Below are 26434 nucleotides of genomic sequence, written 5' to 3'. Positions count from 1 at the left end.
ATATATGGACAGTTTTATAAAGCAGAACTTTTTACTGGAAACAAAATTTGCTGAGGATCTATATGAAAACTATGCGAAATCTCTTCCCATTATAGATTTTCATTGCCATCTTTCGGTAGAAGATATAGCAAAAGACAGGCAATTTAAAAACCTTACTGAAGTTTGGTTGCAGGGAGATCATTATAAGTGGAGAGCTATGCGAGCCCTTGGAATTCCTGAAGAATTTATCACCGGGGATCGGAGTGATGAGGAAAAATTCATGAAGTATGCCGAAACAATTCCATACGCTCTTAGAAATCCACTGTATCACTGGAGTCATTTGGAGCTGGAGCGATATTTTGGATTTACGGAGCTGCTCAACGAAAAAAGTGCCAAAAGAATTTATAATAAGTGTAATGATTTGCTGGCAACACCAGCCTATTCAGCGAGAAATTTGCTGAAAAAAATGAAGGTGGAGGTCGTTTGTACTACAGACGATCCTTTAGATGAACTGGATTATCACAAACAGATCGCAAGGGATGATTTTGGAATTCAGGTTTTACCAACCTTCCGTCCTGACGGACTTCTGAATATTGAAAATGAAAACTTTCAGGCTTATATTTCTAAGCTGAAAGAGGTGTGTGGATTGGAAGTTTCTGATTTTAAAAGCTTATTCGCGGCGACCAGAAATCGTATAGATTATTTTCATGAAGTTGGCTGTCGCTTGTCAGACCACGGTCTTGAATATGCCTGTTCTGAAGATTTCTCTGACGAGGAACTGGATGAGATCGTAGCCAAAAAATTACAGGGAGAAGACCTGGATGCTATGGAGGTCTCTAAATTCAAATCTGGCTTAATGCATTATATGGGTACTTATTATGCCGAAAAGGGCTGGGTGATGCAGCTACATTTAGGACCTGTAAGAAATGCTAATTCCCGACTCAAAAATGAGCTGGGAGCCGATGCCGGGGTGGATAGTATTGGTGATTTCAATCAGGCTGAACCACTGGCAAAATACCTTGATGGCATTGAAAAGAAAAGTTTGCTGCCCAAAACGATTTTGTATAATGTAAACCCTGCAGATAATGAGGTGATGGCCACCATGGCCGGAAATTTCATGGCAGACACCCCAAAGGGAAAAATTCAGCATGGTTCTGCCTGGTGGTTTTTGGATCAGAAAGATGGAATCGAAAAGCAACTAAATGCAATTTCAAATATGGGGCTTCTAAGTTGCTTTGTTGGTATGCTAACAGATAGCAGGAGTTTGCTTTCTTACCCAAGACATGAATATTTTAGAAGAATACTGTGTAACTTGTTCGGGAATGACGTTGCGAAGAATGAACTGCCAGCAGATCTGGAATGGATAGGAAAGATCGTTTCAGACATCTGTTATCATAATGCCAAAGAGTATTTTAATTTTCCTGAAAAATGAAGAAGCTTGTAAGTTTTGGTGAATTACTGTTGAGACTTTCAACTCCAGATTACCTGCGCTTTTCCCAGGCCAGTTCTTTTGATGCGGTTTATGGCGGGAGTGAGGCAAATGTCCTCATCAGTGCAGCTAACTTCGGGAAGCCATGTGAATTTGTGAGCGTTCTTCCTGATACTGATCTTGGAAGGAGAGCGGCCAGGGAATTACAAATAAACCAGGTTGGAGTTAGCAATATTCAGTTTACCGGAAAAAAGCTTGGTTTGTATTTCCTTGAAAAGGGAGCCATTAATAGGGGAAGTAAGGTTATTTATGACCGGGAGCATTCTGCTTTCGCGAATATGGATCCAGAAAGCTTGGACTGGGATGAAATTTTTAAAGACTGCGACTGGTTTCACTGGTCTGGAATTACCCCGGCAGTTTCAGAAAATGCCGCAAAAGCCTGTAAGATAGCTGTGGATAAGGCTCATGAAAGGGGAATCACCATTTCCGGAGATCTGAACTTTCGTGGAAATTTATGGCAATACGAGGTAGACCGAAAACAGGTGATGAGTGACCTGGTTAACAAAACTCAGGTTCTACTAGCCGGACATTATGCCTGTAAACAGTTTTTCGGCCTGGAGGCTGAAATTGGTTCAGGGAAGGATTTATCATCAAAATTAAAAGATCAATTTCCTGAATTAAAAACAGTAGCGATCACCAACAGGGAAGAAATCAATGCTTCTCACAATAAATGGAGTGCCCAGTTATTTTCTGAAGGGGAAGCCTATGAATCTGTTCAATATGATATTTATCCCGTTGTTGACCGGGTAGGAACCGGAGACAGTTTTATGGGAGCTTTGATTTACGGAATTCAGCAATTCGATTTGCAAAAAGCTCTTGACTTTGCCGTAGCTGCCTCCTGTTTAAAACATAGTATTTCCGGGGATGTGAATCGGGTAACCTTGGAAGAGGTGCTTAAACTTGTAGATGGAGATCGAACAGGCAGAATTAACCGATGACGCCAGCTTAAAAAAAGAGAAAATGAAAAATTATAGCAGAGCTGAAATAGCTGTACTTTTTAAAGAAACAGGATTAGTGCCTTTATTCTATGATAAAGAAGCTGAAACTGTAAAAAAAGTGGTAAAAGCACTTTATGAAGGTGGGGCCAGGTTATTTGAGTTTACCAGCCGTGGTGATTTTGCCCATGAGGTCTTTTCAGAGGTAGTTAAATATTCTCAAAAGGAATGTCCGGAAATGCTATTGGGAGTAGGTTCTGTTACCGATGGAGCCGAGGCTTCCAGGTATATAGCAATGGGAGCAAAATTTGTGGTTAGTCCGGTCTTCAGGAAAGATGTGGTTAAGGTTTGCAATCGAAGAAAAGTATTGTATTTACCTGGTTGCGGAACATTGGAAGAGATAGGGAAAGCCGAGGAATGGGGATGCGAGATCGTAAAGCTTTTTCCGGCTTCGGTTTATGAGCCGGAATTCGTAAAAGCAGTTATGGGTCCTCAGCCCTGGACTGCTATAATGCCCAGCGGCGGCGTAACTACCGAACGGGACAATTTAAAGGCATGGTTCGATGCAGGTGTGACCTGTGTAGGTATGGGGTCTTCGTTAATTAAAAAGAACATTTCTACTGAGAAGGATTTTAATGAACTTCAAAATAAAGTATCCCGGCTAATACAGGTAATTTCAGAATTGAGATGATGCTAAAGAAAGCTTCTTTTATTTGCATCTTTCTTATGGCGTTCATTTCCTGCGGGGAACGGAAAGAAGAAGTTAAAACTCTCAAGCTTGCTCATAGCCTTAGTGTGGATCACCCGGTTCACCTGGCCATGGAATTTTTCGCAGATAGGGTGAAGGCCCAGTCTGAAGGTAAGCTTGAAATTGAAATTTATTCCGGTAGTCAATTAGGTTCAGAAAGACAGGCCCTGGAATTACTCCAAATAGGAAGTCTTGCTATGACCAAGGTTTCTTCTGCGGTCATGGAAAACTTTTCACCCAAACTTAAAGTTTTTGGCTACCCTTACCTTTTCAGGGACAAGGAGCACAGGTATGCATTCTATGATAGCCAGTTAGGTGAGGAATTGCTGTTAGATGGGGAAAAGTACTGGTTACGCGGACTTACTTATTTTGATGCCGGTAGCCGTTCGTTCTATTTCAAGGACAGCCCGGTGGAAACACCTGAAGACTTAAAAGGAAAGAAAGTAAGAGTAATGCAGAGTCCTATGGCCATTTCTCTGGTCAAGGCACTGGGAGGTTCCCCAACACCTGTGTCGTGGGCTGAATTATATACCTCCCTTCAGCAGGGAGTGGTGGATGGTGCAGAAAATAATCTTCCAAGTTTCTATACTTCCAAGCATTACGAGATTTGTAAATATTTCTCGGTAGATCAGCATACGGCAATCCCGGATATCCTGGTGATTAGCGACTATGTTTATCAAAAATTGAGTGCCGAAGAAAGACAATGGATTCAACAAGGAGCCCGGGAAGCTTCGGTAAAAGAAAGGGAGTTATGGGAAGCGGCCGAGGAAGAAGCGCTTAGGGAAATTAAGAAAGCAGGAGTGCAGGTAAATTATCCGGATAAGGATAGTTTCAGAGAGAAAAGCCAGGCTGTGATCAACGATTTAAAGGAAACAGAACCCGGTCTCTACGACCTGGCACAGAAAATAAAAAAACTGGAATAGCATGCATAAGATTCTTAATAAGTTTCTGGAGTGGAGTCTAGTGGTTCTGCTAGGTATTATGCTGTTCAGTGTATTGTGGGGTGTGGCAACGCGGTACCTTTTGGAAGATCAGAGCTCCTGGACCGATGAACTGGCCAGGTTCATGCTCATCTGGGTTAGCATTGTTGGAGCTACTTATATAGCCGGAAGAAATGAGCATATCACAATTGACCTTTTACCTGCGAAAATGGCCGAAAAGAATAAATTAAAACTGGATATCCTGGTATCGGCCATTATAATTCTATTTGTAATTGCCGTATTTGTTGTAGGCGGGCTTAGATATGTCTATATCTCCTTTCACCTTGGACAGAGGTCGGCAGCTATGGAAATCCCGATGGGGTATGTATATACTATACTTCCAATTTGCGGACTCATCATAACTTTCTTCAAGATAAATACTATTCGCATTTCCAGGAAGAATCTAAAATCAATTAATTAAATGGAGGTTTTTATACTTATAATAAGCTTTATAGTCCTGGTAGGGATACGTGTTCCTGTTGCCTGGAGTATAGGTATAGCCTCTCTTCTCACTATTTTATTAAGTATTGAATCGGTTCCGGCCTTTACTACGGTCGCACAAAGGGTAGTGACCGGGTTGGATAGTTTTTCATTACTGGCCATTCCATTTTTTATTCTGGCAGGGCATATCATGAATCATGGAGGGATCGCCAAACGGCTTATCAATTTTGCCAAAAGCCTTGTTGGTTCATTGCCGGGTGGCCTGGCTCATGTAAATATTGTGGCCGCTATGTTATTTGGAGCTATTGCAGGTTCGGCAGGTGCAGCAGCAGCGGCAATTGGTAGCTTTATGTCTGAACGTATGGAAAAAGAAGGTTATACCAGGGAATACGGGGTTGCGGTTAATGTAACTTCGGCTACAACAGGACTACTTATTCCTCCAAGTAACATCTTTATTATTTATTCCCTTGCAAGTGGGGGAGTGAGTATAGGAGCCCTGTTCCTTGCCGGATATATTCCCGGCATCTTAACCGGACTAATCCTGATGATCATCGCCTTGGTATGGGCAAAGAAGAAAGGATTTCCTACCGGGAAAAGAAGCTCGGTTGGAGAAGTATTTAGATCATTTATTTCAGCCTTACCTAGTTTGTTCCTGCTTTTCGTTATCATTGGTGGAATTGTAGCGGGTATTTTTACGGCAACAGAAGCCTCTTCGGTTGCGGTAGTTTATTGCCTGATACTGGCTTTTTGCTATGGTGAAATTGGGTTAAAGGATTTGAAAGCGATATGCATTCAAAGTGCTGGGACCATATCGCTGGTTATGATATTGATCGCGATGTCTATAGCTATGTCCTGGGTGATGTCTTATGAGAATATGCCCCAGGAGGTTACGGCCGCTTTACTGTCTTTTAGTGATAACCCTATAATTGTCATGATCCTTATAAACCTTATCCTGCTTCTGGTAGGCGTGTTTATGGATATGACACCGGCTGTTTTGATCTTTACTCCAATATTTCTTCCGGTTGCGGTATCCCTGGGAATAGACCCCGTTCATTTCGGGATCATCATGGTGCTGAACCTTTGTATAGGATTATGTACTCCGCCGGTAGGCTCGGTATTGTTTATTGGGGTAGGGGTGGCGAACACCACTATTAAAAAGGTCATTAAACCCCTGCTTCCATTATTTGTTGGAATGTTAATCGCCCTGATCCTGGTAGTGCTTTTTCCGGAGCTTAGTTTATGGCTGCCACGCGTATTCGGATTTTAATCCTTAATTCTTTTACTGGAGTTTCGAACGATAATCTCTGTGTCCAGCATGGTGATTTCAGAAATATCGGCATCCATATTTCTGGTAGAATGATCCAGGATGCGCTGGGTTGAAATTTCTCCCATTTTCATAGCGGGATGAGAGACAGTAGAAAGGGCCGGATCTACTATTGAGGAAATAGGATCGTCGTTAAAGCCAATGACGGCCAGCTCTTCAGGGATTTTTATTCCTTTATCTTTGGCCGTTATTATAGAACTTACAGCGGCGGTGTCATTGGAGGAAAATATTCCATCCGGGGGATTATCTCTTTCAAGAAGTATTCTGGTTGCTTCTTTTCCTTCAGCAAAACTCATAGTCTTGAGATCCATGATAAGTTCTTCGTCTACAGGAATATTATTTTCCCTAAGGGCATCCAGGTAGCCCTTCTTCCGGAGATTATAGACATTTAAATGCTGGGCACCGGCAAAGTGGGCGATGCGCTTACATCCCTGGTCAATAAGATGTTGTGTGGCCCTGTATCCGGCGGCATAATTGTCTATGATTACCCTATACGAGTTGAAATCATCTGGTGCACGATCTACAAAAACTATAGGAATATTCTGATCTGCAAATTGCTGGAAATGTTTGGTATCCTTTGTTTCCATACCCAATGAGACGATAAGACCACAAATTCGGCTGTCGTAAAGTGCTTTCGCATTGTTCACTTCATTTTCATAAATGTCATTAGACTGACTTATTAGAACATTATGACCGGCCTTCCTGGCGGCGTTTTCAATACCACTAATCAATGTAGAAACAAAAGGACGGTTAATTCGGGCAATCATTATACCTATGGTTTTGCTTCTATTATTACGTAGGCTCGCAGCTAAAGAATTTGGTCTATACCCCATTTTTTTTGCCGTGGCCTGAATTTCCCTGGTAGCTTTCTCGCTTATGCTTTTATGATTGTTCAGGGCTCTGGAAACAGTGGAGGGTGAGTATTTTAGCTTTTTAGCTAAATCGTAGATAGTAACTTCTTTATTTTTTTTCATCAACAGGCTTAAAATCGTACTAAACCGAAGATTTACGGTTTGAGTATTTATCAAAGATAAGAATTTAATTTGTGGCTGAAGCCTTATTAATGCTGGGTTAATAGTGTGTTTATAACACTTTTAAAAACCCTGGTTTTGGTGCCCAAGGACAGCCTTCAATTTCCCCTTTTTTAAAACTCGAAATTAAAGCCTTTTTCGGTTAATTTCCTGTAAATTTCATCATCAAAACTATACAATTTAGCAGCCCGGTGGGATACATCCTTTTGTTTTTCCTTTCTGTCAACCAGTAGCTTCATTCGAAGAAATTTTCTTCTGAAATTTGGTTTATCCATCTCTGTTCCAAGTATTTCTTCATAAAGTTTCATTAACTGAAGCAGCGTGAACTTTTCTGGTAAAAGGTTGAAACCTATGGGTGCCTGTCTTACTCTTCGCCTTAATTGCTGAAGGCTATATTCAAGAATCTCTTCGTGGTCATAAATTAATTCGGGTAGTTTATTTATTTGGAACCATTTGGCTTCAGAAGCAGTGTATCCGGCTTTAATGTCATATTTTTCCTTGTTGATCAAGGCATAATAACCAATAGTGATGATCCGGCCCATCGGGAATCGGTCAGGTTCTCCGAAGGCTTTCAACTGTTCAAGAAAAATATCCTTAATACCTGTGAGTTCATGAAGCAGGCGTTCGGCTGCCTCATCAATTCCTTCTTCCTTTTTGATCCAACCTCCCGGTAATCCCCATTTACCCTTTCTAATCCCTATAGCATGCTTTACCAGCAAAACTTCCAGGTTGCCATCCTGAAAACCAAAGATCACGCAATCTATGGTGACCGAACTCAGGACGGAAGCCTTTTTTCGCTCCCCGGTTTCATCGTTAATTAAGGTTTTCTTCATAATTGCAAAAGATAAATAAAAGCAGAATTTATCAAATACTAAATTACTCAGGTTTATCTTTATGATATTCGTATATATTCTGCTAGTAAATTGCTAATCTAAAAATTAATAATTAAACTTGTAGTCATAAAAACCATAAGCCTAAAAATTTAATAATGTATAAAGCTAAAATTAATCGAAAGACAGTGTATTTGATTACCGCCGTCGCCAGCCTTGGAGGGCTGCTTTTTGGGTATGATACCGCTGTTATTTCCGGAGCTGTGGGTGCTTTGGAAACTTATTTTATTACCACCCTGGAAAATAATGACGCCCTGGCTTCCAGTACAATTTTCCAGTTTAAGCTCATTATTAGTTTGTGTATACTGGCTGTTGGAATACTATTTGGCTCGTTTGTGCTTAAATTTTTCAAACGTTCTAAAGCCTATACCATTATCGGTATTATCCTGCTTTTAGGTGGGGTGATCTATTATTTCCAGTTTTTAACTCTACCAGGTGTTCTAACCGAGAATTTGCGTAATTCAATTCTTGGATTTATGGTAAGTAGCGCCCTTGTAGGCTGTATTATCGGCGCATCATTAGGCGATAAGACGGCTAACTCAATTGGTAGGCGAAATGGCCTGATCCTGGCCGCCTTTCTTTTCCTGGTATCGGCCTGTGGGTCATCCTATCCCGAATTCATGAACATCTTTCAAACCAACACCCTTACTTCTTTTATTATTTACAGAATAATAGGTGGGATTGGGGTAGGACTGGCCAGTATGCTGGCGCCATTATATATCGCTGAAATGGCTCCGGCCAAGATCAGGGGTATGCTGGTCTCCTGTAATCAGTTTGCGATAGTTACCGGGATGCTCATCGTTTACTTTGTAAATTATTTTATTGTGAAAGGTCAAACTGAAATCTGGATCAATGAGACCGGGTGGAGGTATATGTTCCTTTCTGAAGCTATACCAGCCTCGCTATTTCTTCTGTTCCTTCTTTTCGTTCCGAAGACACCACGTTTTCAAACCATGAAGGGAAGAGAGGATGATGCTATAAAAGTTTTATCAAAGCTCAACGGACCTCAAAAAGCTTCAGAGATCCTGGCTGAAATCAAGGCATCTTTTAACAAGACCAAAGCTCCATGGTTATCTTTTGGCTGGACCATAGTGATCATCGGGATTTTACTTTCAGTTTTCCAACAGTTCGTAGGTATCAATGTAGTGCTTTACTACGCTCCGGAGATCTTTAAGGGAATGGGTATGGAAACCGATGCTTCCATGCTTCAAACCATAATTGTGGGAGCCATAAATATGCTCTTTACTGTCCTTGCCATCTTTACAGTGGATAATTTTGGAAGGAAGAAATTGATGATGATTGGTAGTGCTGTGATGGCAATTAGTATGATAGGCCTTGGCTTCACCTTATACCTGCAGGTAGATGGGTTGCCTTCTTTGCTAATGATGTTATTGTATATAGCTGCATTTGCAATGTCCTGGGGGCCGGTTACCTGGGTGTTACTTTCAGAAATTTTCCCTAACAAGATAAAAGGGGTAATGGCAGTGGCAGTTGCAGTGCAATGGCTGGCCAACCTTGCCGTATCATGGACCTTCCCTATGATGAACAACAACGAGGCATTGATTGAGACATTTAATCACGGCTTTTCATACTGGATCTACGGAATTATGGCCATTCTTTCCGGGATCTTTATCTGGAAATTTGTGCCTGAAACCAAGGAAAAGACCCTTGAGGAAATGGAACTGCTATGGAGTTCAAAAGATAAATTACAATAATTAACTGCATGTATTTTTTAGGAATAGATTTAGGCAGCTCTTCAATTAAACTTTCGGTCCTGGATGCGGGAAAAGGAAAAGTTATAGCTGGGGTGACTGTACCGGAGACCGAAATGAAAATGGAGGCTCCAAAGTTTGGTTGGGCAGAACAATCACCCGGGCTTTGGTGGGACTATGTAAAGAAAGGACTCGGGAAACTTAAAACGGCTCATCAAATAGACCTGAAAAAGATCAACGGAATCGGGATCGCCTACCAGATGCATGGCCTGGTTCTAACAGATGAGAACCTGGTTCCACTTAGGCCTTCAATTATCTGGTGTGACAGCCGGGCGGTTTCGATAGGAAATCAGGCTTTTGAAAGAATAGGAAAAGAAAACTGTCAGAAGCAAATTCTCGGTAGCCCTGGAAATTTTACGGCTTCCAAACTTAAATGGGTGAAAGAGAACGAGCCGGAGATCTATGCCAAAGCCAGGTATATGATGCTGCCGGGTGACTTTATCGCTGCTAAACTAACAGGAATCGCACAAACGACTGCATCTGGTCTTTCAGAAGCTGCTTTGTGGGATTTTCCGAAAGGAAAAATAGCTAGTGAAGTGCTGGAAAAAATGGAACTTTCAGAAGACCTTATTCCAGAGATCGTCCCAAGTTTTGCCAAACAGGCCAAATTGGATCCTAAGGTAGCTTCAGAACTGGGCCTTTATCCGGAAGCTTTGGTCACCTACAGAGCGGGAGACCAACCAAATAATGCCCTTTCGCTCAATGTTCTGAAACCAGGAGAAATTGCCACCACAGCCGGAACTTCTGCCGTGATCTATGCGGTGACCGATAAGGATATGTACGATGAACAAAGTCGTGTGAATACCTTTCTGCATGTAAACGATTCTGAAGAAGCCAAGAGAAATGGAATTCTTGGAATCATCAACGGCTCCGGGATCCTATACCAATGGCTCAGAAAAACGATCTCCCTGGGAAGAAAAGAACTGCTTTCATACGACGTTCTTAATGAAGAGGCAGCAAAGGTGAATCCGGGAAGTGAAGGGCTTAGATTCTATCCTTTTGGGAATGGAGCGGAAAGAATTTTTAATAACAGAGGTGTGAATTCGGGTATTGAAAACCTCAATTTCAATATACATAGCCCGGCTCACCTTATACGTTCAGCCTGTGAGGGAATCGTTTTCGCGATGAATTACGGCTTCGACGTAATTAAAACCCTGGGTACTTCAGGAGATATGGTTCGTGCCGGAAAAGGAAATCTTTTCCTTAGCCCTGTCTTCAGGGAAATTTTTTGCAATACAACCCAGGCACAGCTTCAGCTATATGAAACTTCAGGGGCTGAAGGAGCAGCCAGGGGAGCAGCGTATGGATATGGCTATTATAACAGTCTTGACGAGGCTTTTGGGGAACTGGAAATCCTCGAGAACCTGGAGCCTGAAAAAAATATGACGGCACAGTACCAGGAGATTTACGAAAAATGGAAAGAGAATATTAAAATTGAAAAAGATTAAATTATGGATTCTAAATTTTTTAAGAGTATCGACACGATCAAGTATGAGGGAAGAGATAGTAAAAATCCCTTGGCGTTTAAATGGTATGACGAAAACAGGAAGGTTGCTGGTAAAACGCTGAAGGAACATCTTCGGTTTGCAACTGCCTACTGGCATACTTTTAACAATACCGGAGCAGATCCGTTTGGTCCTGGAACCGAGGTTTTTGAATGGGATAAAAAAGAAGATCCTATAGAAAGAGCAAAGGATAAAATGGATGCCGCCTTTGAATTCATGACTAAACTTGGAATGCCATATTATTGTTTTCATGATGTAGATGTGGTTGATGAAGCTCCTACGCTTGCAGAATTCGAACAGCGTATCCAAACCATGGTAGAATATGCCAAAAAGAAACAGCAGGAAAGCGGCATTAAACTTTTATGGGGAACTTCTAACCTTTTCAGCAATAAAAGGTATATGAATGGTGCTGCCACCAATCCTAATTTTGATGTTCTTGCTTATGCAGGTGGTCAGGCTAAGATCGCTCTGGATGCAACCATAGCCCTTGGAGGCGAAAATTATGTTTTCTGGGGAGGTAGAGAAGGTTATATGAGCCTTTTGAATACCGATATGAAAAGAGAGCAGGAGCACCTGGCTCGTTTTCTGCACACCTGTAAGGATTATGCGCGTAAAAATGGTTTCAAGGGTAATTTCTTGATCGAGCCTAAGCCTATGGAGCCTATGAAACATCAATACGATTACGATGCTGCGACTTCACTTGCATTTATTGAAAAATATGGACTTCAGGACGACTTTAAACTGAATATCGAGGTAAATCACGCTACGCTTGCAGGACACACTTTCCAGCATGAATTACAAGTAGCGGTAGATTCCGGAATGCTGGGAAGTATTGATGCTAACCGTGGAGATTACCAGAATGGCTGGGATACAGACCAGTTTCCTATCGATCTTTTTGAAATAACCGAAGCCATGCTGGTTATTTTAGAAGGAGGAGGAATCCAGGGTGGTGGAATCAATTTTGACGCCAAGGTTAGAAGGAATTCAACCGATCTTGAAGACAAGTTCATCGCTCATATCGCCGGAATGGACGTATTTGCCAGAGGACTTATTTGTGCCAATGAGATCCTTGAAAATACAGATTATCGCAAATTAAGAAAAGAACGCTATGCTTCTTATGATAGTGGGAATGGGGCCAAATTCGAAAATGGAGACCTTTCCCTGGAGCAACTTAGCGAAATCGCACGTAAGAATGGAGAACCTAAACAGGTAAGCGGCAAACAGGAATTGTTTGAACAGATCATAGCTAATTCATACTAATCTTAGATTCAAAATTTATTAGCCATGAAAAAGGTTTTTAGAATGCTTATTATTCTGTTGGTAGTAACAGGATGCAGTACCGATGATGACGGAGGCCCCAAAGTAGGCGGTCCCACAGACCCTGTAGATGGCGGTAATGGTGATGATGGTGGTGATGGCGACGCTGAAGACCCCTTTACCTATACTGCTGCTTCAGATCTAAAGGAAGTTGTTGATTTTCCAATTGGAAACATCGTTTCAGCATCGAAACTGGCTTCAGGAAGTGCCGCAAATCAAACCTTCAGGGAAGTTTTAAACCGGGAATACAATAGTATCACGGCAGAAAACGATATGAAGATGGCTAATATTTATAGGGGACCGGGAAATTATGATTTCAGTGACGGTGATGCCATCATAGACTATGCAAAAGCAAATGGCCTTAGGGTTCACGGGCATACACTTGTATGGCATGCATCAATTCCCTCCTGGCTCGAAAATTTTGATGGTACAGATGAAGAATTTGAAACTCTAATCGAGGATTATGTTAAAGCAACGGTTTCTCATTTTGCCCAGGAGACCATGACCTATGATGGGGAGGAAGTCTCTGTTGTTGCAGGCTGGGATGTTGTGAACGAAGTCTGGGACGGTTCATCTCTCAGGAATACGCTTTTCCGTGAAAGAATGGGTGACGATTATGCTGCCAAACTTTTTACCTGGGCTCGTGAGGCCGATCCAGATGTTAAGCTCTTTTATAACGATTACAATATAGCTGGGGATACCTCTAAAAGGAATTTGATTCTCGGTATGGTGAATAATTTCATAAATAATGATGTACCCATTGATGGTATAGGAATGCAGATGCACCTGAATCACAACTGGCCGGTTGATGATCTTCCCACAGCTATTGAACAGGTCGCGGCAACAGGTCTATTAGTGCATATATCAGAATTGGACGTTAAAGTGAATTATAACGATGATATTTCGGAATTCACTGTAGAACGTGCACAGACCCAGGAAGAGCAATATCAACGTGCCGCCTATCATTATGTCACAAAAGTTCCCGAAGATCAGCAATATGGATTAACCATTTGGGGGTTTAGAGACAATGATAGCTGGCTGTATGATAATGGGAATGACTGGCCGTTGTTATACAATAATGATTTTGAAACTAAAATCGCTCACCGGGGGTTGGTACAGGGTTTACAGGGTACAGCACCTTAACTAAATCCCGAGATTCACATTATTTAAAAATCCCGCTCTTCGAGTGGGATTTTTTATACATAAGAATTTTGAGTAAGACTAAATTCGTGAATATCCTAAGGTCTTTTATGTTTCCTTAAAGAGAACAGTCTTGAAGCAAATTGATTTAAGTCCTGTCTACGCAGGAATTGCCAGGTCTTTCCTTGACTCTGCATAAAACCCTGTTTTATTTAAAAACCCCTTCCTTTCAAAGAAGATATGATCCAATTCTTTAATTAAATATGAAGTTCCCACTAGCTCAGAATAACGGGGAATACCTGATATTTCTACTTAAACCCGCGCTCCCAGTGACAATACCTAAGAACTATTATGTGAATCAAAGAACCGGGCTTACCAGCATAAAAAAAGGCCATCAAATGATGGCCTTTATAAAGATATATTTGAATACTCTTATTCCTGTGGCGGCTCGATAAAACTTACATCATCTATGAAATAAACCGCCCCTTCAGTGGTTCCCAGATCAAGGACAATACCAGTCTCTGAACTATTTGCTGTTATTTGCCATTCAACTTTTTGCCACTCATTGGTCACAGTAACATCTGCCTGGTATTGAGCGTCTCCATTTCCATTTGTAGACATTCTTATAATACCTCCATTAGCCACGCCATTCCCGGCCTTAATCCATAAGCTTGCAGTATATTCTACACCATTTTGGGTTGGGACAGGGTCACTTGCTATTTGCGTGTTCCAGGGATTGCCTCCGGCAGCTTCAGCTCTTAAGGCTCTACTGCCACTACGCACTTCATCAGTACTGGCGGTTAATAGGTCAGCTCCATTTAGTTTGCTCCAGTTAGTAAAATCATCCCCGTCTCCTTCTTCAAATCCGCCATTAAGTAACAGATCTGTAGGTTGAGGTCCGCCTAATTCGGTAGCAACCAGGGTAATATTATCAACATAATAAGTAGCATTGGCAACTGCGCCTAAATCCAGTACAGCCCTAGTTTGTTCAGAATTTGCCGTAAATGTCCATTCAATTTGCTGCCACTCGTTAGTAATGTTGTAATTGCCGCTATAAAGTGCATTTGGATTTGTTGAGAATCTTATGTTTCCGCCGTTACCTGGACCCGGTGCAGCCTTTATCCAAATAGACAGGGTGTATTCCATACCTATTTCAGTAGCAACAGGATCACTCACAAATTGAGTTCTCCAGGCATCTCCACCAACAGCTACCGCACGTAGGGACCTGCCAAAATAGGCCTCACCCTGAGCAGTGGTAGCAGTTAATCCTTCACCACCATTCCATTTGCCCCAATTGGAAAACTCGTCTCCATCACCGGATTCTAAATCTCCATTGACAAGCAAATTATCACCAACATAAAAGTTTCCAGAGGAAGTCGCTTCCCCGCCATTTGTAACTATTCTAATTTGGGCCGGAACATTTGCCTGAAGACCCGAAGGAACGGTCAATACCAATTCTGTAGAAGTAGATGAAACAACACTTGCTTCTATGTCACCTATATATGCTGCCTGTAGATTATCCAGAGAGGTTCCTATGATCCTCACTTCTTCACCTTCCTGCGCTGCACTGGGTGACAGTGCTTCGATGATTGGAACAGGTCTCGGAACTATGGTCATTTGCCTGGTAACGGTATAACCGTCGGGCATAACCAGGGTAAGGGTTTTTTCCCCAATACTTCCTCCTGAAGTAGGGATTGTCACCGTTATGATATCATTATCTAACTGGAAAGGAATTTGATCTCTATCCAGGAACACGAACAGGACTTCATTAAAATTTTCTCCCTGTAATTGTACCTGGTCACCAGGATAAATCACATCAGGAGCTACACTATTAATTACTACTTCCGGAATATCGGAATCATCTGTAGAACAACTTGTTGCGAAAATAAGAGCGAAAAACGCCAAAAATAAGCTTACAATTCTCATTGATTTTAACATAACTTTAATTCATTAGTTAGCATAGTAAATATATGTAATATATTTTATTACTCAATCGATTGCGTAAATTTTTATTCCCTGAATTTAGGATAGGTAAGAGGCGGGTTATATTCTAAAAAATCCTGTTGCTTTTAATCTCTATAAACATGGATTTAAGAATCTGATCTCCATTCGTTATTTATTCTGAAAAAGGTCTGGTTTATTTTAAAAAGTACAACCGAAGGTGATGAAATGAAAGTATTTATTAAACCTGATTAATACCGCTCCGCAATGGATGTAATTTTTATTTTTGTCTTACCTGAATATCTGGTCGTAAGAATTGACCTTTTAAATAGTTATTGCTTTTGAACAAGAAAACAGCCTTTAAGCTTATTGCGATTAGTTTCCCGTTTATTATAATTCTGTTGCTTGAAGTAATGCTCAGGATTTTTGGCTATGGGGAACGATATGAGCTTTTTCACAAGGTGGTCTCTGAAAATCAAACCGAATATTACGTGATGAATTCAGGTATTTCAAAAAAATACTTTCGGGATACGGGATTTCGGGCCGATAATCAATCAGATCTGTTCCTTAAACACAAAACAGATAGTACTTTCAGGGTTTTTGTCCAGGGCGCCTCTACCGTGGTTGGTTTTCCTTTTTATAAAAACGGATCCTTTCCGAGGTTATTGAAACACAGACTTGCCCTTACTTTTCCCGATAAAAACATCGAAGTAATAAATACCGGCATCACGGCGGTAAACTCCTATACCCTTTGGGACCTGGCAGATGAAATAATTGAACAGGATCCAGATCTTGTGGTAATATATGCCGGGCATAATGAATATTACGGTGCCCTGGGAGCGGGTTCCGCGGTTTTTATAGGAAATCATCCCTTCCTGGTTCGAAGCTATTTAAAACTGAAAGACCTGCGTGTTTTCCAGTTATTAGAAAATACAGCCGCCGATTTATTTGGGCCTACGAATGACGTAGGTTATAAAGTGGGTGAGACTACCCTGATGGAGGTAATGGCCAGGGAACAACAGATCCCTTATAATTCAAAAGTTTACCAGGCCGGGATCGATCAATTTGAGAGCAATCTGCAAAAACTCCTCTCCAAATATCAGGATCATGATATTCCGGTTGTTATATCCACGCTTGTATCTAATAAAAAAGATATCCCACCATTTGTAAGTGATGAGTTAGATGAAGCCGAATTTGAGTCACTCCTGGAAAAGGATGTGAATGCTGCTTCAGGAATTGCCAGGAAAAATGCGAAAGCCGCCTATCAACTGGGGCAATATTATCTGGAAGTGCAAAAGGATTCAGCAAGGAAATATTTCCATATCGCGAAAGAATTAGATCTGCTGAGGTTTAGAGCACCAGAGAGAATTAACGAGATCATTATCGAATTGGCTGAAAATGAAAACGTGTATTTAGTGGATGCCGCAAATATCTTTGAATCCAGATCACAAAGTGGATTCCTTGACAATGAATTGTTGACGGAACATGTTCATCCCAATGTGAAGGGTAATTTTATCATTGCTGATGCTCTGTATAATAAAACCAGGGAATTGGACCTTTTAGACGATTGGAAAAATTTTATTTCCTATGAAGAGGCCTTCAGTAATATCCCAATAACGCAGATAGATTCCATACGCGGGAAAATGATCGTAGAGGATCTTAAACGATCCTGGCCTTATGTTCTGGACATGTCTGGTAAGAATGTGGTAAGAGGTTATCATCAGCTTCAGAATCCTACTTTTGAGGAAAAAAAGGCAATCGGGCTATATTCTGGAAAGGAACAATGGGAAGATGTGATGAGGCAGGCCTATCATACCTATAAGAACAGAGGTGATTTTGAAAATGCCCTTCGTGTCGCACAATCCCTTATTTCAGAATTTCCAGAACAACACAGGGTTTACGAGATGGCCGGGAATATGTGTAAGGAAATGAATGATCCCGAGTGTGCCCGATTCTATTATAGAAAAAGGGACCAGCTTAAGTAAAAGTACACTGCTTTACCAGGGCTTATCAATATCTTCACTTGTAAATAGATGATCTCTTTTAATGAAATAGGAATCGCCTTCCTGCTTTTTTAAAATCTGGTTCTTTCCAAAGAGCTTTTGCAGGGAAGCTAAGGGAACCAGGAAAAGATAAAAGCAAATGAACATGATAATATAGTTCATTATCAAACCTAAATAATCTGAAAAGCCAAACCAGATTTTGGCAATGAATAGGCAAAGCTTTACTGAAAGTACCGGAATTGCCAGCAATGCAATAGATAGGTAGATTAGCCAGGTGCTTTCATAGATGAGAAAGCCAATAAGCCCTGCAAGGGCCAGGATAATTATGGTTTCGAAAGCTTTTTCCTTCTTCACTAGAAAAGACTATAGATAAAGGGTGCTAATGCAGAACCATTAGTTAAGAAGATAAGACCTCCAAAGATAACAAAGATCAAAATAAGCGGTATTAACCACCACTTCTTTCGTTCTTTTAAAAACAGGAAAAACTCTCTTATAAACTCCATCTACTTTTTGATTAAATAGTTTTCTATCACCAGTATATCCATTCCTGAATTCATAAAACAAAGATAGGCATTTTCCGGAGTGTTAACTATTGGTTCATCTTTTACGTTGAAACTGGTATTGATGATCACAGCCCTGCCAGTAAGTTTTTTATAGGCCTGTATTAAATTCCAGAATCGGGGATTAATGGTCTTTTTTACGACCTGTACTCGTGCTGAAAAATCGGTATGAGTAACCGCCGGGAGCGACGACTTAACAAAATTTCGTTTCTCTTCTATACTAAGCGTTTCAAAATCATCTGGCAGCTCGTTTCTTAATGATTGTTTAAGCTGATTGGTAAACAACATATAATATGATTGCTTTCCAGGTTCAAAATAGCTGCTGTAATCTTCTTCACAAACCGCTGGTGCAAAAGGTCTGAAGCTCTCCCTGAATTTGATTTTCAGGTTCAGTTTAGACTGCATTTCTGGGTCGCCTGCATCTGCCAGGATACTTCTGTTGCCAAGGGCTCTTGGTCCAAACTCGGTTCTGCCGCTGAACCATCCCACTACTTTTTTGTTGGAAATGTACCGGGCGGTTGTTTGATACAGGTCTTCTGAAGATTCGAAATACTCATACTCACATTGGTGCTTTCTTAACATCCTCTCGATCTCCTGATTTGAATATTCCGGACCTAAATAATTATCGAAAGGCTGTTCAAGGCCTTTAAACCTCTGGCCAGTTTTTAGGTAATTCGCGATAAGTGCAGAACCTATCGCCCCGCCAGCATCTCCGGCAGCCGGTTGTATATGGATATCCCTGAAAATGTTTTGATCAAAGATGGCTGAGTTGGCCACGCAGTTAAGGGCCACACCGCCGGCCAGGCAAAGAAATTCGGCATTGGTTTGATGTTTCACGTGTTTTATCATCCTGATCAATATTTCTTCCAGGACCTTCTGAGCGGCAAGGGCCAGGTCTGCATGAACCTGCTCCAGGCTGTCATCGTTCTCTCTCTTTTTAATTTCGAATAAGCTTTCCCATTTTTTTGGATCTACCATTCTCAAACCAACGGGAAATTCAAAAAAAGCGGAATTTAATTTAATCGATCCGTCCTCCCTGATATCTACCAGTTTTTCCTTTATCAGGTCTATAAATTGCTGAACTCTACTGGACCCGATATGACTATAGGGCGCGAGTCCCATCATTTTATATTCCCCTTTATTTACCTCGAATCCCAGGAAATAGGTGAACGAAGAATAAAGTAAGCCTATTGAATCAGGAAACTGGAGCTCCCCCATGATCTCAATTCCCTTTTCACCACAAGCCATTCCGTAGGAGGTGGTGGTCCATTCACCTACGCCATCAACGGTCAGGAAAGCACTTTTGCTAAAGGCTGAGGTATAGAAAGCGCTGGCGATATGAGATAAATGATGTTCGGGAAAAACTATTTCGATTTTGGAGATATCCGAATTGTCGTACAGTTGTTTTAACCGCTTTCTTATAAACTGTTTGATAAAAAGCTTTTCCTTAAGCCATACAGGCATGGCTTTTACGAATGATTTAAAACCTTTTGGCGCAAATGCATAATAGGTTTCCAGGAGTCTTTCAAATTTTAGAAAGGGTTTGTCATAAAATGCGATGACCTCTATTTCAGCAATATCAAAACCCGATTCAAGCAGGCAGAATTTGATAGCCTGTTCAGGAAACGAAGCATCATTCTTGATTCTTGTGAAGCGTTCCTCCTGAGCGGCGTATAAAACCTTTCCGTCCATGATAACAGCAGCTGCCGAATCATGGTAATATGCAGAAATGCCAAGTACTTTCATTCAAATAAAGGTATTCAATTAAGATTAATGAATTGAAATTGAAACGTCACGCTGGGTCTTATCTTTATTCATGACCAAAAAAAAGAGGCTGAATAGTTGCCTAACAGCCTCTTAATACGAATCCGATTTTAAACTAATTCAAATCAAATCTATTCAATTTCTTCTCAGATCCTATTGATATCCGGGGTTCTGATAAGCTGCTTTTTCAGCTTCAGACATATCCAGATCGTCTATTTGTCCTCGTGGTATTGGTCTTAAATAATGGTAAGGTTCGATGGTTCTGGTGGTTACTGTTGGGCTATGATCAGTTGCATCATTACCACCAATTAAGTAAGAACCTGCCAGTTCTTCCCATTTCTGGGTACGCACCAGGTCATACCAGCGATAACCTTCACCAAAGTATTCACGCGAGCGTTCCGCAAGGATATAGTCGATATCAATTTCAGTTGGAGTTGCTGCGATCATCGCCGCACTGTTATCCTCTATACGTACTTCCTGCTCACCGTTATCGTAACACCACTTACCAGCACGTGCACGAATAACATTGATCAGGTCATAGGCCGAATAACTTCCTGAGGCTCCTTTTACAGCAGCTTCAGCAGCTACGAAGTAGAATTCAGAAAATTTGGCAATTGGGAAAGGTCTTGTAAGCGCACCATTTGGAGAGCCTAAACCACCCGCATTATCTGTACGATAAGTTCCTAATTTCCATAGACCCGGGTAGAATCTCCTGTTGATCTCATCTGGGTTAATTACATAGTCTGATCTGCCAGGAATTTCTCCACCTCCAATATTTCCTCCGTTCACATAAACAACTGCATCACTATGTTCATCCAGGAATGAGACTACCTTATCTCCTGGTGCTATTTCCATTCCGTTCGCTGCTGTAAGAGTTGGTGTTGTATCACCTCCCTTATCCCAGTTTCCTCTATAGCTGGTAACAAAGGTAGCATCGTAACGGGAGTCAAGTTCTTTTTCCTCAAAGGTCTCTGTTAATACACCAATAGGAGGGGCCATACGAGTCCAGGGTCTACCGTAACTTTGAGCAGCCTCTCTTTGTACGGCTGCAACACCGTCTACACTAATGGTGGTGTAATTAGGGGTAACCATCCAAACGGCAGTGTTCGCACTACCATCTGTACCGCTCCATCCCAGATCGGCTCCATTGTATAGCTGGCTTTCTTCAGTACGGTCAGAATACAACAACATTTCTGCGTGACGGTCATTAGTGGCTACATGTACATCATAAAAGCAGTCCAGTAACCTGTATGGTCCAGGATTCTCAATTCCATCAATCGCCATATTATAAGCTTGCTGGAAGTAATATTGTGAATCATTTCCGGCAGGATCGGTTCGTGGAGCTTCAGGGTAGGTAGGGATGTTATTTGGATTCTCTAACCACCAGGCATAGGTTAAGTATGCCTTTGATAAGAACAGCCTGGCCACATTCTTGGTTACGGCACCAGTTAACCTTGGATTATCAGGTAAATCGCTTACGGCCTGTTCCAGATCTGGAATTATTGCCTTGGTATAAACCTCAGGAACTGTATTTCGTACTGATGTTCTTACAGCAGAATTGTTAAATGCCAGTTCACCTGAACCTAAATCCAGTGGTACACCACCATAAGTTTGAACTAATAAGAAATAATTGAAAGCTCTGAAAAACCTTGCCTCAGCAATGAGCGAGTTGTCAAGACCTACAGCCTCGGCATTCTCTATAATTCCGTTGGCGGTGTTGATTGCCGGGAAGGCGTTCCCCCAAACAACTCCCACAGAAAAACCACTTTCTGAACTTAAATTTCCCTGTCCAGCCAGATCGAAATCATAGAAGTTGTTATCGGCACTTTGCGCAGCCACGTATTCGTCAGTACCTGTTTCCGTAAGGTTTAGATAATATGCGAAACCAAATAGGTTTCTCATATTCTGGTACAGGTAAGTCAATCCTCCCTGCACACCGAGTTCTGTAGTGAAAAACTCAGGGGTAAAAACGCCCCTTGGTTTTTCCTGTAAAATGTCCTCCGAACATGATTTTAGTCCGAATACCAATATCATTGAGAAAACTGCTATTGGTATAATTTTAAATTTATTTTTTCTCATAATTTTTTTTTTAAAAAGAAACGTTTAGTCCTAGCAAATAATTTCGTGTTGAGGGTACATTGGTTCCAATGGTTGGTATACCCCTAGAAACATTGGTTGTATTTACCGCTGTGTTTTGACGATTTCCATTTCCATCCACGCCAGAGTTTGTGATTTCTGGATCCAGACCTGATTCATCATGGAAAGGTGAAAAGAATACGAATGGATTCTGTGCAGATGCATAGACTCTCAATCTTTCCAATCCTATAGATCTGGTTAGATCTCTATCTAAATTATACCCTAAAGTCAGGGATCGTACCTTTAAATAAGAGGCATCGAAGTAACCAAGCGTACTCGCGTATTTTTGGTTGTCACCACTCTGGATTCCTCCGGGAGCAGGATACCTTGCACCTGTATTTTCTGGTGTCCAGTAATCCACATCAACGTTGTTCTGTCTACCGGTTAATAAGTTCAGGTAACCGCTTGAAGAGTACAGTGTACTAACCAGGGTACCGCCTTTCTGGAAGGAACCAACTACATTTAAATCTAAATTCTTGTACGACAATCTGGTATTAAAACCACCCTGGAAATCAGGTGTAGGGTCTATGATGATTCTGTCATCAGCACCTATAGCTCTTACCGGAGACCCATCTTCGTTAAATTCACCGGTATATCTTACTCGTATCATCCCAGGTGCACTTCCTCCAGGTTCGTATTGTTGTAAGTACTCAAAACCTTCATCAGATTCATTCCACAGACCTATATTATCATAATCAAAGATCACATTGATAGGTGAGCCCACAAACCATAGGTTTCCTTCATCTCTTAACTGTCCTGATGCAAGAGAGGTGATCTCGTTTTGATTGCTATAAACGTTAAAGCCTGCAGTCCATGTGAATCCATCTGGATTTTCAAGGATAACACCGTTAAGAGATACTTCAAATCCCTTGTTTTCTGTGGCGCCAATATTGCTGGTTACGTTACCAACTCCTGAGGTAGAAGGAAGTCCCAGCGTATAAAGGATATCATTGGTTTGGGTAATATAATATTCAAACGTACCGGAAAGGCGATTATTGAAGAATCCAAAGTCAAGACCATAGTTATAGGTTTCTGAAAATTCCCAGCCCAGGTTAGGGTTAGGTAGCTGGTTCACGAAATAACCAGTAGCAAAGGTATTTCCAAAGTTGTAGTTAATAGTTCCTAATCTACCCTGTACAGAATAAGGTGCTATCGCCTGGTTAGAGGTTTCACCGTAACCCGCACGTAATTTTAGTAAGTTTACCCAATCTGAATTTTCCATGAAGGCTTCATTAGCAATATTCCAACCTAAAGACACCGCAGGATAAGTTACCCATTTATTACCTGGTGCCAATCTTGACGAACCATCGGCACGCAATGTTGCCGTCATCAAATAGCGATTGTCATACTGGTACAATACCCTACCCATATAAGATAGTAAACCTGTAGCAGAATATCCAGTTCCATAACCTGTAATATCCTCTAAAAGAGCAGAATCAATGTTATACCATAAAGAGGTTTCATCTGGAATATTCTGCGCTGATATACCTACATTGTCAAATTCGGTATGTTGAGCTGAAAATAGTCCTACAAAATTGACCTTATGCTTATCTGCAAAAGTTCTATCATATAGGATTTGATTTTCAACTACATAATCTCTGGTTATAGAGCTGTTGTAGCTAGCATTTGAGGGGTTAGATTCATTGTAGTTAAATACACCCTGACCTGTGAAATTACCGTCTCTGCTATTTCTAAAGTTTAAACCAAGGTTCATTCGATATTTTAATCCTTCAACCCATGGAATCTTCACTTCCCCGTAAATGTTGTTATAAGAACCAAAATCCAGCTGCTGGTTTTTTCTGCCATCGCCTACGCGCTCAATTTCGTTACGTGTAGGGATCCAAAGGTTATCGGCTTGTGTTTGACGACGTACAGACTCCAGGAAATTCCCATTTTCATCATAAGGACTCAATAATGGGGAAGCGGTTAATACCCCGCCAATTCCTACAATACTGCTCGCTTTATTGAAGTTGGTTACCGAATTTAAACCAAAACGGAAAAGAGAACCCACTTCCTGGTCGATTTGAGCACGTAGAGAATATCTCTCGAAGGTATCCTCTGGTACAACAGAGGTTTCTTTGAAATATCCAAGCCCCATATTATAGGAACCTTGCTCAGAACCACCCTGAACGCTAAAATCGTGTGTGGTTTGAAGACCCGGACCATATAGAAGGTCCTGCCAGTCAGTATCATTTGAAAGAGCCTCATCTCCACCTAAACCATAAATAGGAGTTCCTCCCTGGTTTGGATGGGCCGCTACATCGGCACGTAATTGAATCAATTGCGCGGCATTCATTAAAGGATATTTGTTAAAAACCTCCTTTATAGCATAGTAAGTATTATATGAAAAAGTAGCTTTTTGCCCTTCCCTTCCTGTTTTGGTTGTGATAAGAATTACACCGTTCGCACCTCTCGATCCATAAATGGCAGTTGCCGATGCATCTTTAAGGATGTCAATACTTTCAATGTCATTAGGGCTTATATCGCTTAAACCACCGGAAAAAGGAATACCATTAAGTACCACTAAAGGATCATTGTTACCGGAAAGCGATCTTGTACCACGAATACGAACCTGAGGGGATGCTCCAGGCCTGGTACTGTTTGTTGATATATTAACCCCGGCTGCTCTACCGATAAGAGCTTCCTGGAAGTTTGCTGTTTTCACCTCATTTAAGTCTTCACCGTCTACTGAAACAACAGAACCTGTAACAGCCTCCCTGTTTTGTGTACCATACCCAATTACCACAACTTCATCTAGCGCCTGGGCATCTTCGCTCATCACTATATCGATTTCGTTACGACCATTAACTTGAATTTCCTGAGTTTCGAAACCCATGAAACTAAATTCAAGAGTAGCATTGGAAGGAACATTATTTAAAGTGTATTCTCCGTCGAAATTCGTAGTAGTTCCGTTACTCGTACCTTGCACGATTACAGTAACTCCAGGCAAAGGACCGGTGTTGTCACGTACAATACCGGAAACTGTTGTTTCATTTTGTGCGTTTGCAATAAAGCCACTAAAAATTGTTAACAGAAATAATAAATTTCTCCACTGTAATTTTAGTGTTCGTGTTTGTTTCATATTAAAGTGAATTAGTTAGTTAATAATTAAAACTTGATCTAATTATGGAATAATTAAAAAAAGCATTATTAATTTTTACATATGATAAATATAGTTAAAATCTAATATGACGCAATCGGTTGCGTAAGAAATATTAATATTTTTTTAAATTTAACATAATCTCCTTTTTTAATCTTTTATTATTGAGGGGTTTGAGATATTTATTTTTTAACGAATACGATTGATTAAACTTTTTTCTATTTTTAGCTTTTCTAACCAGTAGTTAAACCTAAAATTTTATGAAAAATTTACTTGGGAAGATGGCACCACTCACAATGGCCATCCTTTTAATCGCATGTAATGGCGACAAAAAAAATAAACAGGAAAACGAAGAAATTAGTACTAAGGATACAAGTAATGCTCCAGTTAAGATTGATGCAGAGCCATTGGTGACCGATAATTTTACGGCCGACCCTTCTGCTCATGTATTCAATGGTAAAATTTATATTTATCCTAGTCACGATTTTGATTCGGGAGTACCTGAAGATGATCTAGGGAATCATTTTAACATGAAGGATTATCATGTTTATTCAATGGATAGTGTAGGCGGAGAGGTTACAGATCATGGGGTAGTGCTGGATGTCGAAGATGTGCCCTGGGCGGAAAGGCAAATGTGGGCACCTGATGCGGCTGAAAAAGACGGAAAGTATTATTTATATTTTCCAGCCAAGGATAAGGAAGATGTATTTAGAATTGGGGTTGCCGTGGCAGATAATCCGGCTGGACCTTTTAAAGCAATGCCAGAGCCAATTGAAAATACATTTAGTATAGATCCGGCAGTCTTTAAAGACTCAGATAATGAGTATTACCTTTATTTCGGAGGGATCTGGGGTGGCCAGCTTCAACGCTGGCAGGATGGAGAATATCGCGAAGAAGACACCTATCCGGCTGATACTGCTGCTGCGGTTCGACCAAAAGTTGCGAAGCTTGGTGATGATATGACCAGCCTGGCCGAAGCACCAAGAGACATCAAAATACTGGATGAGAACGGCGAGGAACTTACTGTTGGTGATAATGACCGCAGGTTCTTCGAGGCGGCATGGATACATAAAATGAATGACAAGTATTATCTTTCCTATTCTACCGGCGATACTCATAATATTGTATATGCTACCGGCGATAGTCCTTATGGCCCGTTCACGTATCAGGGAGTGATCCTTGAGCCCGTTCTTGGCTGGACCAACCATCATTCTATCGTTGAATTTGAAGGAAAGTGGTATTTATTTTTCCACGATAGTTCTCTTTCAGGCGGAAAAACCTATTTAAGAAGCATAAAAATGGCTCCGCTTGAGTTCAATGAGGACGGAAGCATTAAGACAATGAATGCCATGGTAGAGAACGATAGTCTGCAATAATCG

At 41.1% G+C, this 26434-nt stretch carries 20 protein-coding genes; 12 read left to right on the top strand and 8 right to left on the bottom strand.

All coding sequences use genetic code 11. From position 1 onward, the window contains the following. The first annotated feature begins 4 nt into the window (after positions 1-4). Genes uxaC through MKO06_RS04110 form a run of 6 tightly spaced genes read left to right on the top strand, consistent with a single transcriptional unit; the run spans position 5 to position 5839 of the window. Complete coding sequence (uxaC, locus tag MKO06_RS04135) at positions 5-1411, top strand: glucuronate isomerase (protein WP_241549397.1); 1407 nt, start codon at positions 5-7, stop codon at positions 1409-1411. Beyond that, positions 1408-2406, top strand: a complete 999-nt coding sequence (locus MKO06_RS04130; RefSeq protein ID WP_241549396.1) for a sugar kinase — start codon at positions 1408-1410, stop codon at positions 2404-2406. The genes uxaC and MKO06_RS04130 overlap by 4 nt, the downstream gene beginning before the upstream one ends. Before the next feature lie 22 nt (positions 2407-2428). Continuing rightward, positions 2429-3094: a bifunctional 4-hydroxy-2-oxoglutarate aldolase/2-dehydro-3-deoxy-phosphogluconate aldolase gene (locus tag MKO06_RS04125; RefSeq protein WP_241549395.1), complete on the top strand. Its 666-nt coding sequence runs from the start codon at positions 2429-2431 to the stop codon at positions 3092-3094. Next, positions 3091-4074: a TRAP transporter substrate-binding protein gene (locus MKO06_RS04120; protein ID WP_241549394.1), complete on the top strand. Its 984-nt coding sequence runs from the start codon at positions 3091-3093 to the stop codon at positions 4072-4074. Before MKO06_RS04125 ends, MKO06_RS04120 begins: the two co-directional genes overlap by 4 nt. A gap of 1 nt (position 4075) precedes the next feature. Beyond that, positions 4076-4552 carry a TRAP transporter small permease gene (locus MKO06_RS04115; RefSeq protein WP_241549393.1) on the top strand — a complete coding sequence of 159 codons (477 nt, stop codon included), beginning with the start codon at positions 4076-4078 and terminating at the stop codon, positions 4550-4552. Then, the gene (locus tag MKO06_RS04110) at positions 4553-5839 is read left to right on the top strand and encodes a TRAP transporter large permease (RefSeq protein ID WP_241549392.1); all 1287 of its coding nucleotides are present in this window, start codon (positions 4553-4555) and stop codon (positions 5837-5839) included. Here the strand turns inward: MKO06_RS04110 and MKO06_RS04105 are convergent. Next, on the bottom strand, positions 5836-6924 hold the full coding sequence (locus MKO06_RS04105) for a LacI family DNA-binding transcriptional regulator (protein ID WP_279346033.1): 1089 nt from the start codon (positions 6922-6924) through the stop codon (positions 5836-5838). The genes MKO06_RS04110 and MKO06_RS04105 overlap by 4 nt on opposite strands. 116 nt (positions 6925-7040) lie before the next feature. After that, positions 7041-7760, bottom strand: coding sequence for an NrtR DNA-binding winged helix domain-containing protein (locus tag MKO06_RS04100; RefSeq protein ID WP_241549390.1), 720 nt, complete (start codon positions 7758-7760; stop codon positions 7041-7043). A 155-nt stretch (positions 7761-7915) separates the two neighbouring features. On the opposite strand from MKO06_RS04100, the gene xylE reads away from it, so the two are divergent. The 4 genes from xylE to MKO06_RS04080 are packed head-to-tail and all read left to right on the top strand — an operon-like array spanning position 7916 to position 13554. Continuing rightward, positions 7916-9532 (top strand): D-xylose transporter XylE, encoded by a 1617-nt coding sequence (xylE, locus tag MKO06_RS04095; RefSeq protein WP_241549389.1) that lies wholly within the window; start codon positions 7916-7918, stop codon positions 9530-9532. An 8-nt stretch (positions 9533-9540) separates the two neighbouring features. Continuing rightward, positions 9541-11037: a xylulokinase gene (locus tag MKO06_RS04090; protein WP_241549388.1), complete on the top strand. Its 1497-nt coding sequence runs from the start codon at positions 9541-9543 to the stop codon at positions 11035-11037. A 3-nt stretch (positions 11038-11040) separates the two neighbouring features. Then, positions 11041-12354 (top strand): xylose isomerase, encoded by a 1314-nt coding sequence (xylA, locus tag MKO06_RS04085; protein ID WP_241549387.1) that lies wholly within the window; start codon positions 11041-11043, stop codon positions 12352-12354. 24 nt (positions 12355-12378) lie between these two features. Then, entirely contained in the window at positions 12379-13554 is a 1176-nt protein-coding gene (locus tag MKO06_RS04080) for an endo-1,4-beta-xylanase (RefSeq protein WP_241549386.1), read from the top strand. A gap of 429 nt (positions 13555-13983) precedes the next feature. Here the strand turns inward: MKO06_RS04080 and MKO06_RS04075 are convergent, their stop codons facing one another. Further along, the gene (locus MKO06_RS04075; RefSeq protein ID WP_241549385.1) at positions 13984-15477 is read right to left on the bottom strand and encodes a carbohydrate binding domain-containing protein; all 1494 of its coding nucleotides are present in this window, start codon (positions 15475-15477) and stop codon (positions 13984-13986) included. A 356-nt stretch (positions 15478-15833) separates the two neighbouring features. Between MKO06_RS04075 and MKO06_RS04070 the strand changes: the two genes are divergently transcribed. Next, a complete protein-coding gene (locus MKO06_RS04070; protein WP_241549384.1) occupies positions 15834-17477 on the top strand; it encodes an SGNH/GDSL hydrolase family protein in 1644 nt (547 codons plus the stop codon). A gap of 12 nt (positions 17478-17489) precedes the next feature. On the opposite strand, the gene MKO06_RS04065 is transcribed toward MKO06_RS04070, so the two are convergent. The 5 genes from MKO06_RS04065 to MKO06_RS04045 form a co-directional block, all read right to left on the bottom strand. Beyond that, positions 17490-17849, bottom strand: coding sequence for a hypothetical protein (locus MKO06_RS04065; protein ID WP_241549383.1), 360 nt, complete (start codon positions 17847-17849; stop codon positions 17490-17492). Continuing rightward, positions 17849-17998 carry a DUF5989 family protein gene (locus MKO06_RS04060; protein ID WP_241549382.1) on the bottom strand — a complete coding sequence of 50 codons (150 nt, stop codon included), beginning with the start codon at positions 17996-17998 and terminating at the stop codon, positions 17849-17851. Before MKO06_RS04060 ends, MKO06_RS04065 begins: the two co-directional genes overlap by 1 nt. Then, positions 17999-19801 (bottom strand): carbamoyltransferase family protein, encoded by a 1803-nt coding sequence (locus tag MKO06_RS04055; RefSeq protein ID WP_241549381.1) that lies wholly within the window; start codon positions 19799-19801, stop codon positions 17999-18001. A 171-nt stretch (positions 19802-19972) separates the two neighbouring features. After that, positions 19973-21898 (bottom strand): RagB/SusD family nutrient uptake outer membrane protein, encoded by a 1926-nt coding sequence (locus MKO06_RS04050; RefSeq protein WP_241549380.1) that lies wholly within the window; start codon positions 21896-21898, stop codon positions 19973-19975. 10 nt (positions 21899-21908) lie between these two features. Further along, positions 21909-25037: a SusC/RagA family TonB-linked outer membrane protein gene (locus tag MKO06_RS04045; protein ID WP_241549379.1), complete on the bottom strand. Its 3129-nt coding sequence runs from the start codon at positions 25035-25037 to the stop codon at positions 21909-21911. Positions 25038-25315: 278 nt separating this feature from the next. Between MKO06_RS04045 and MKO06_RS04040 the strand changes: the two genes are divergently transcribed. Then, positions 25316-26431 carry a glycoside hydrolase family 43 protein gene (locus MKO06_RS04040; RefSeq protein ID WP_241549378.1) on the top strand — a complete coding sequence of 372 codons (1116 nt, stop codon included), beginning with the start codon at positions 25316-25318 and terminating at the stop codon, positions 26429-26431. The last annotated feature ends 3 nt before the right edge of the window (positions 26432-26434 follow it).

Source organism: Christiangramia oceanisediminis (assembly GCF_022570735.2).
Classification (GTDB): Bacteria; Bacteroidota; Bacteroidia; order Flavobacteriales; family Flavobacteriaceae; genus Christiangramia; species Christiangramia oceanisediminis.
Note: the sequence above shows the minus strand (reverse complement) of the source record. Positions and strands in the feature narration are given on the sequence as shown.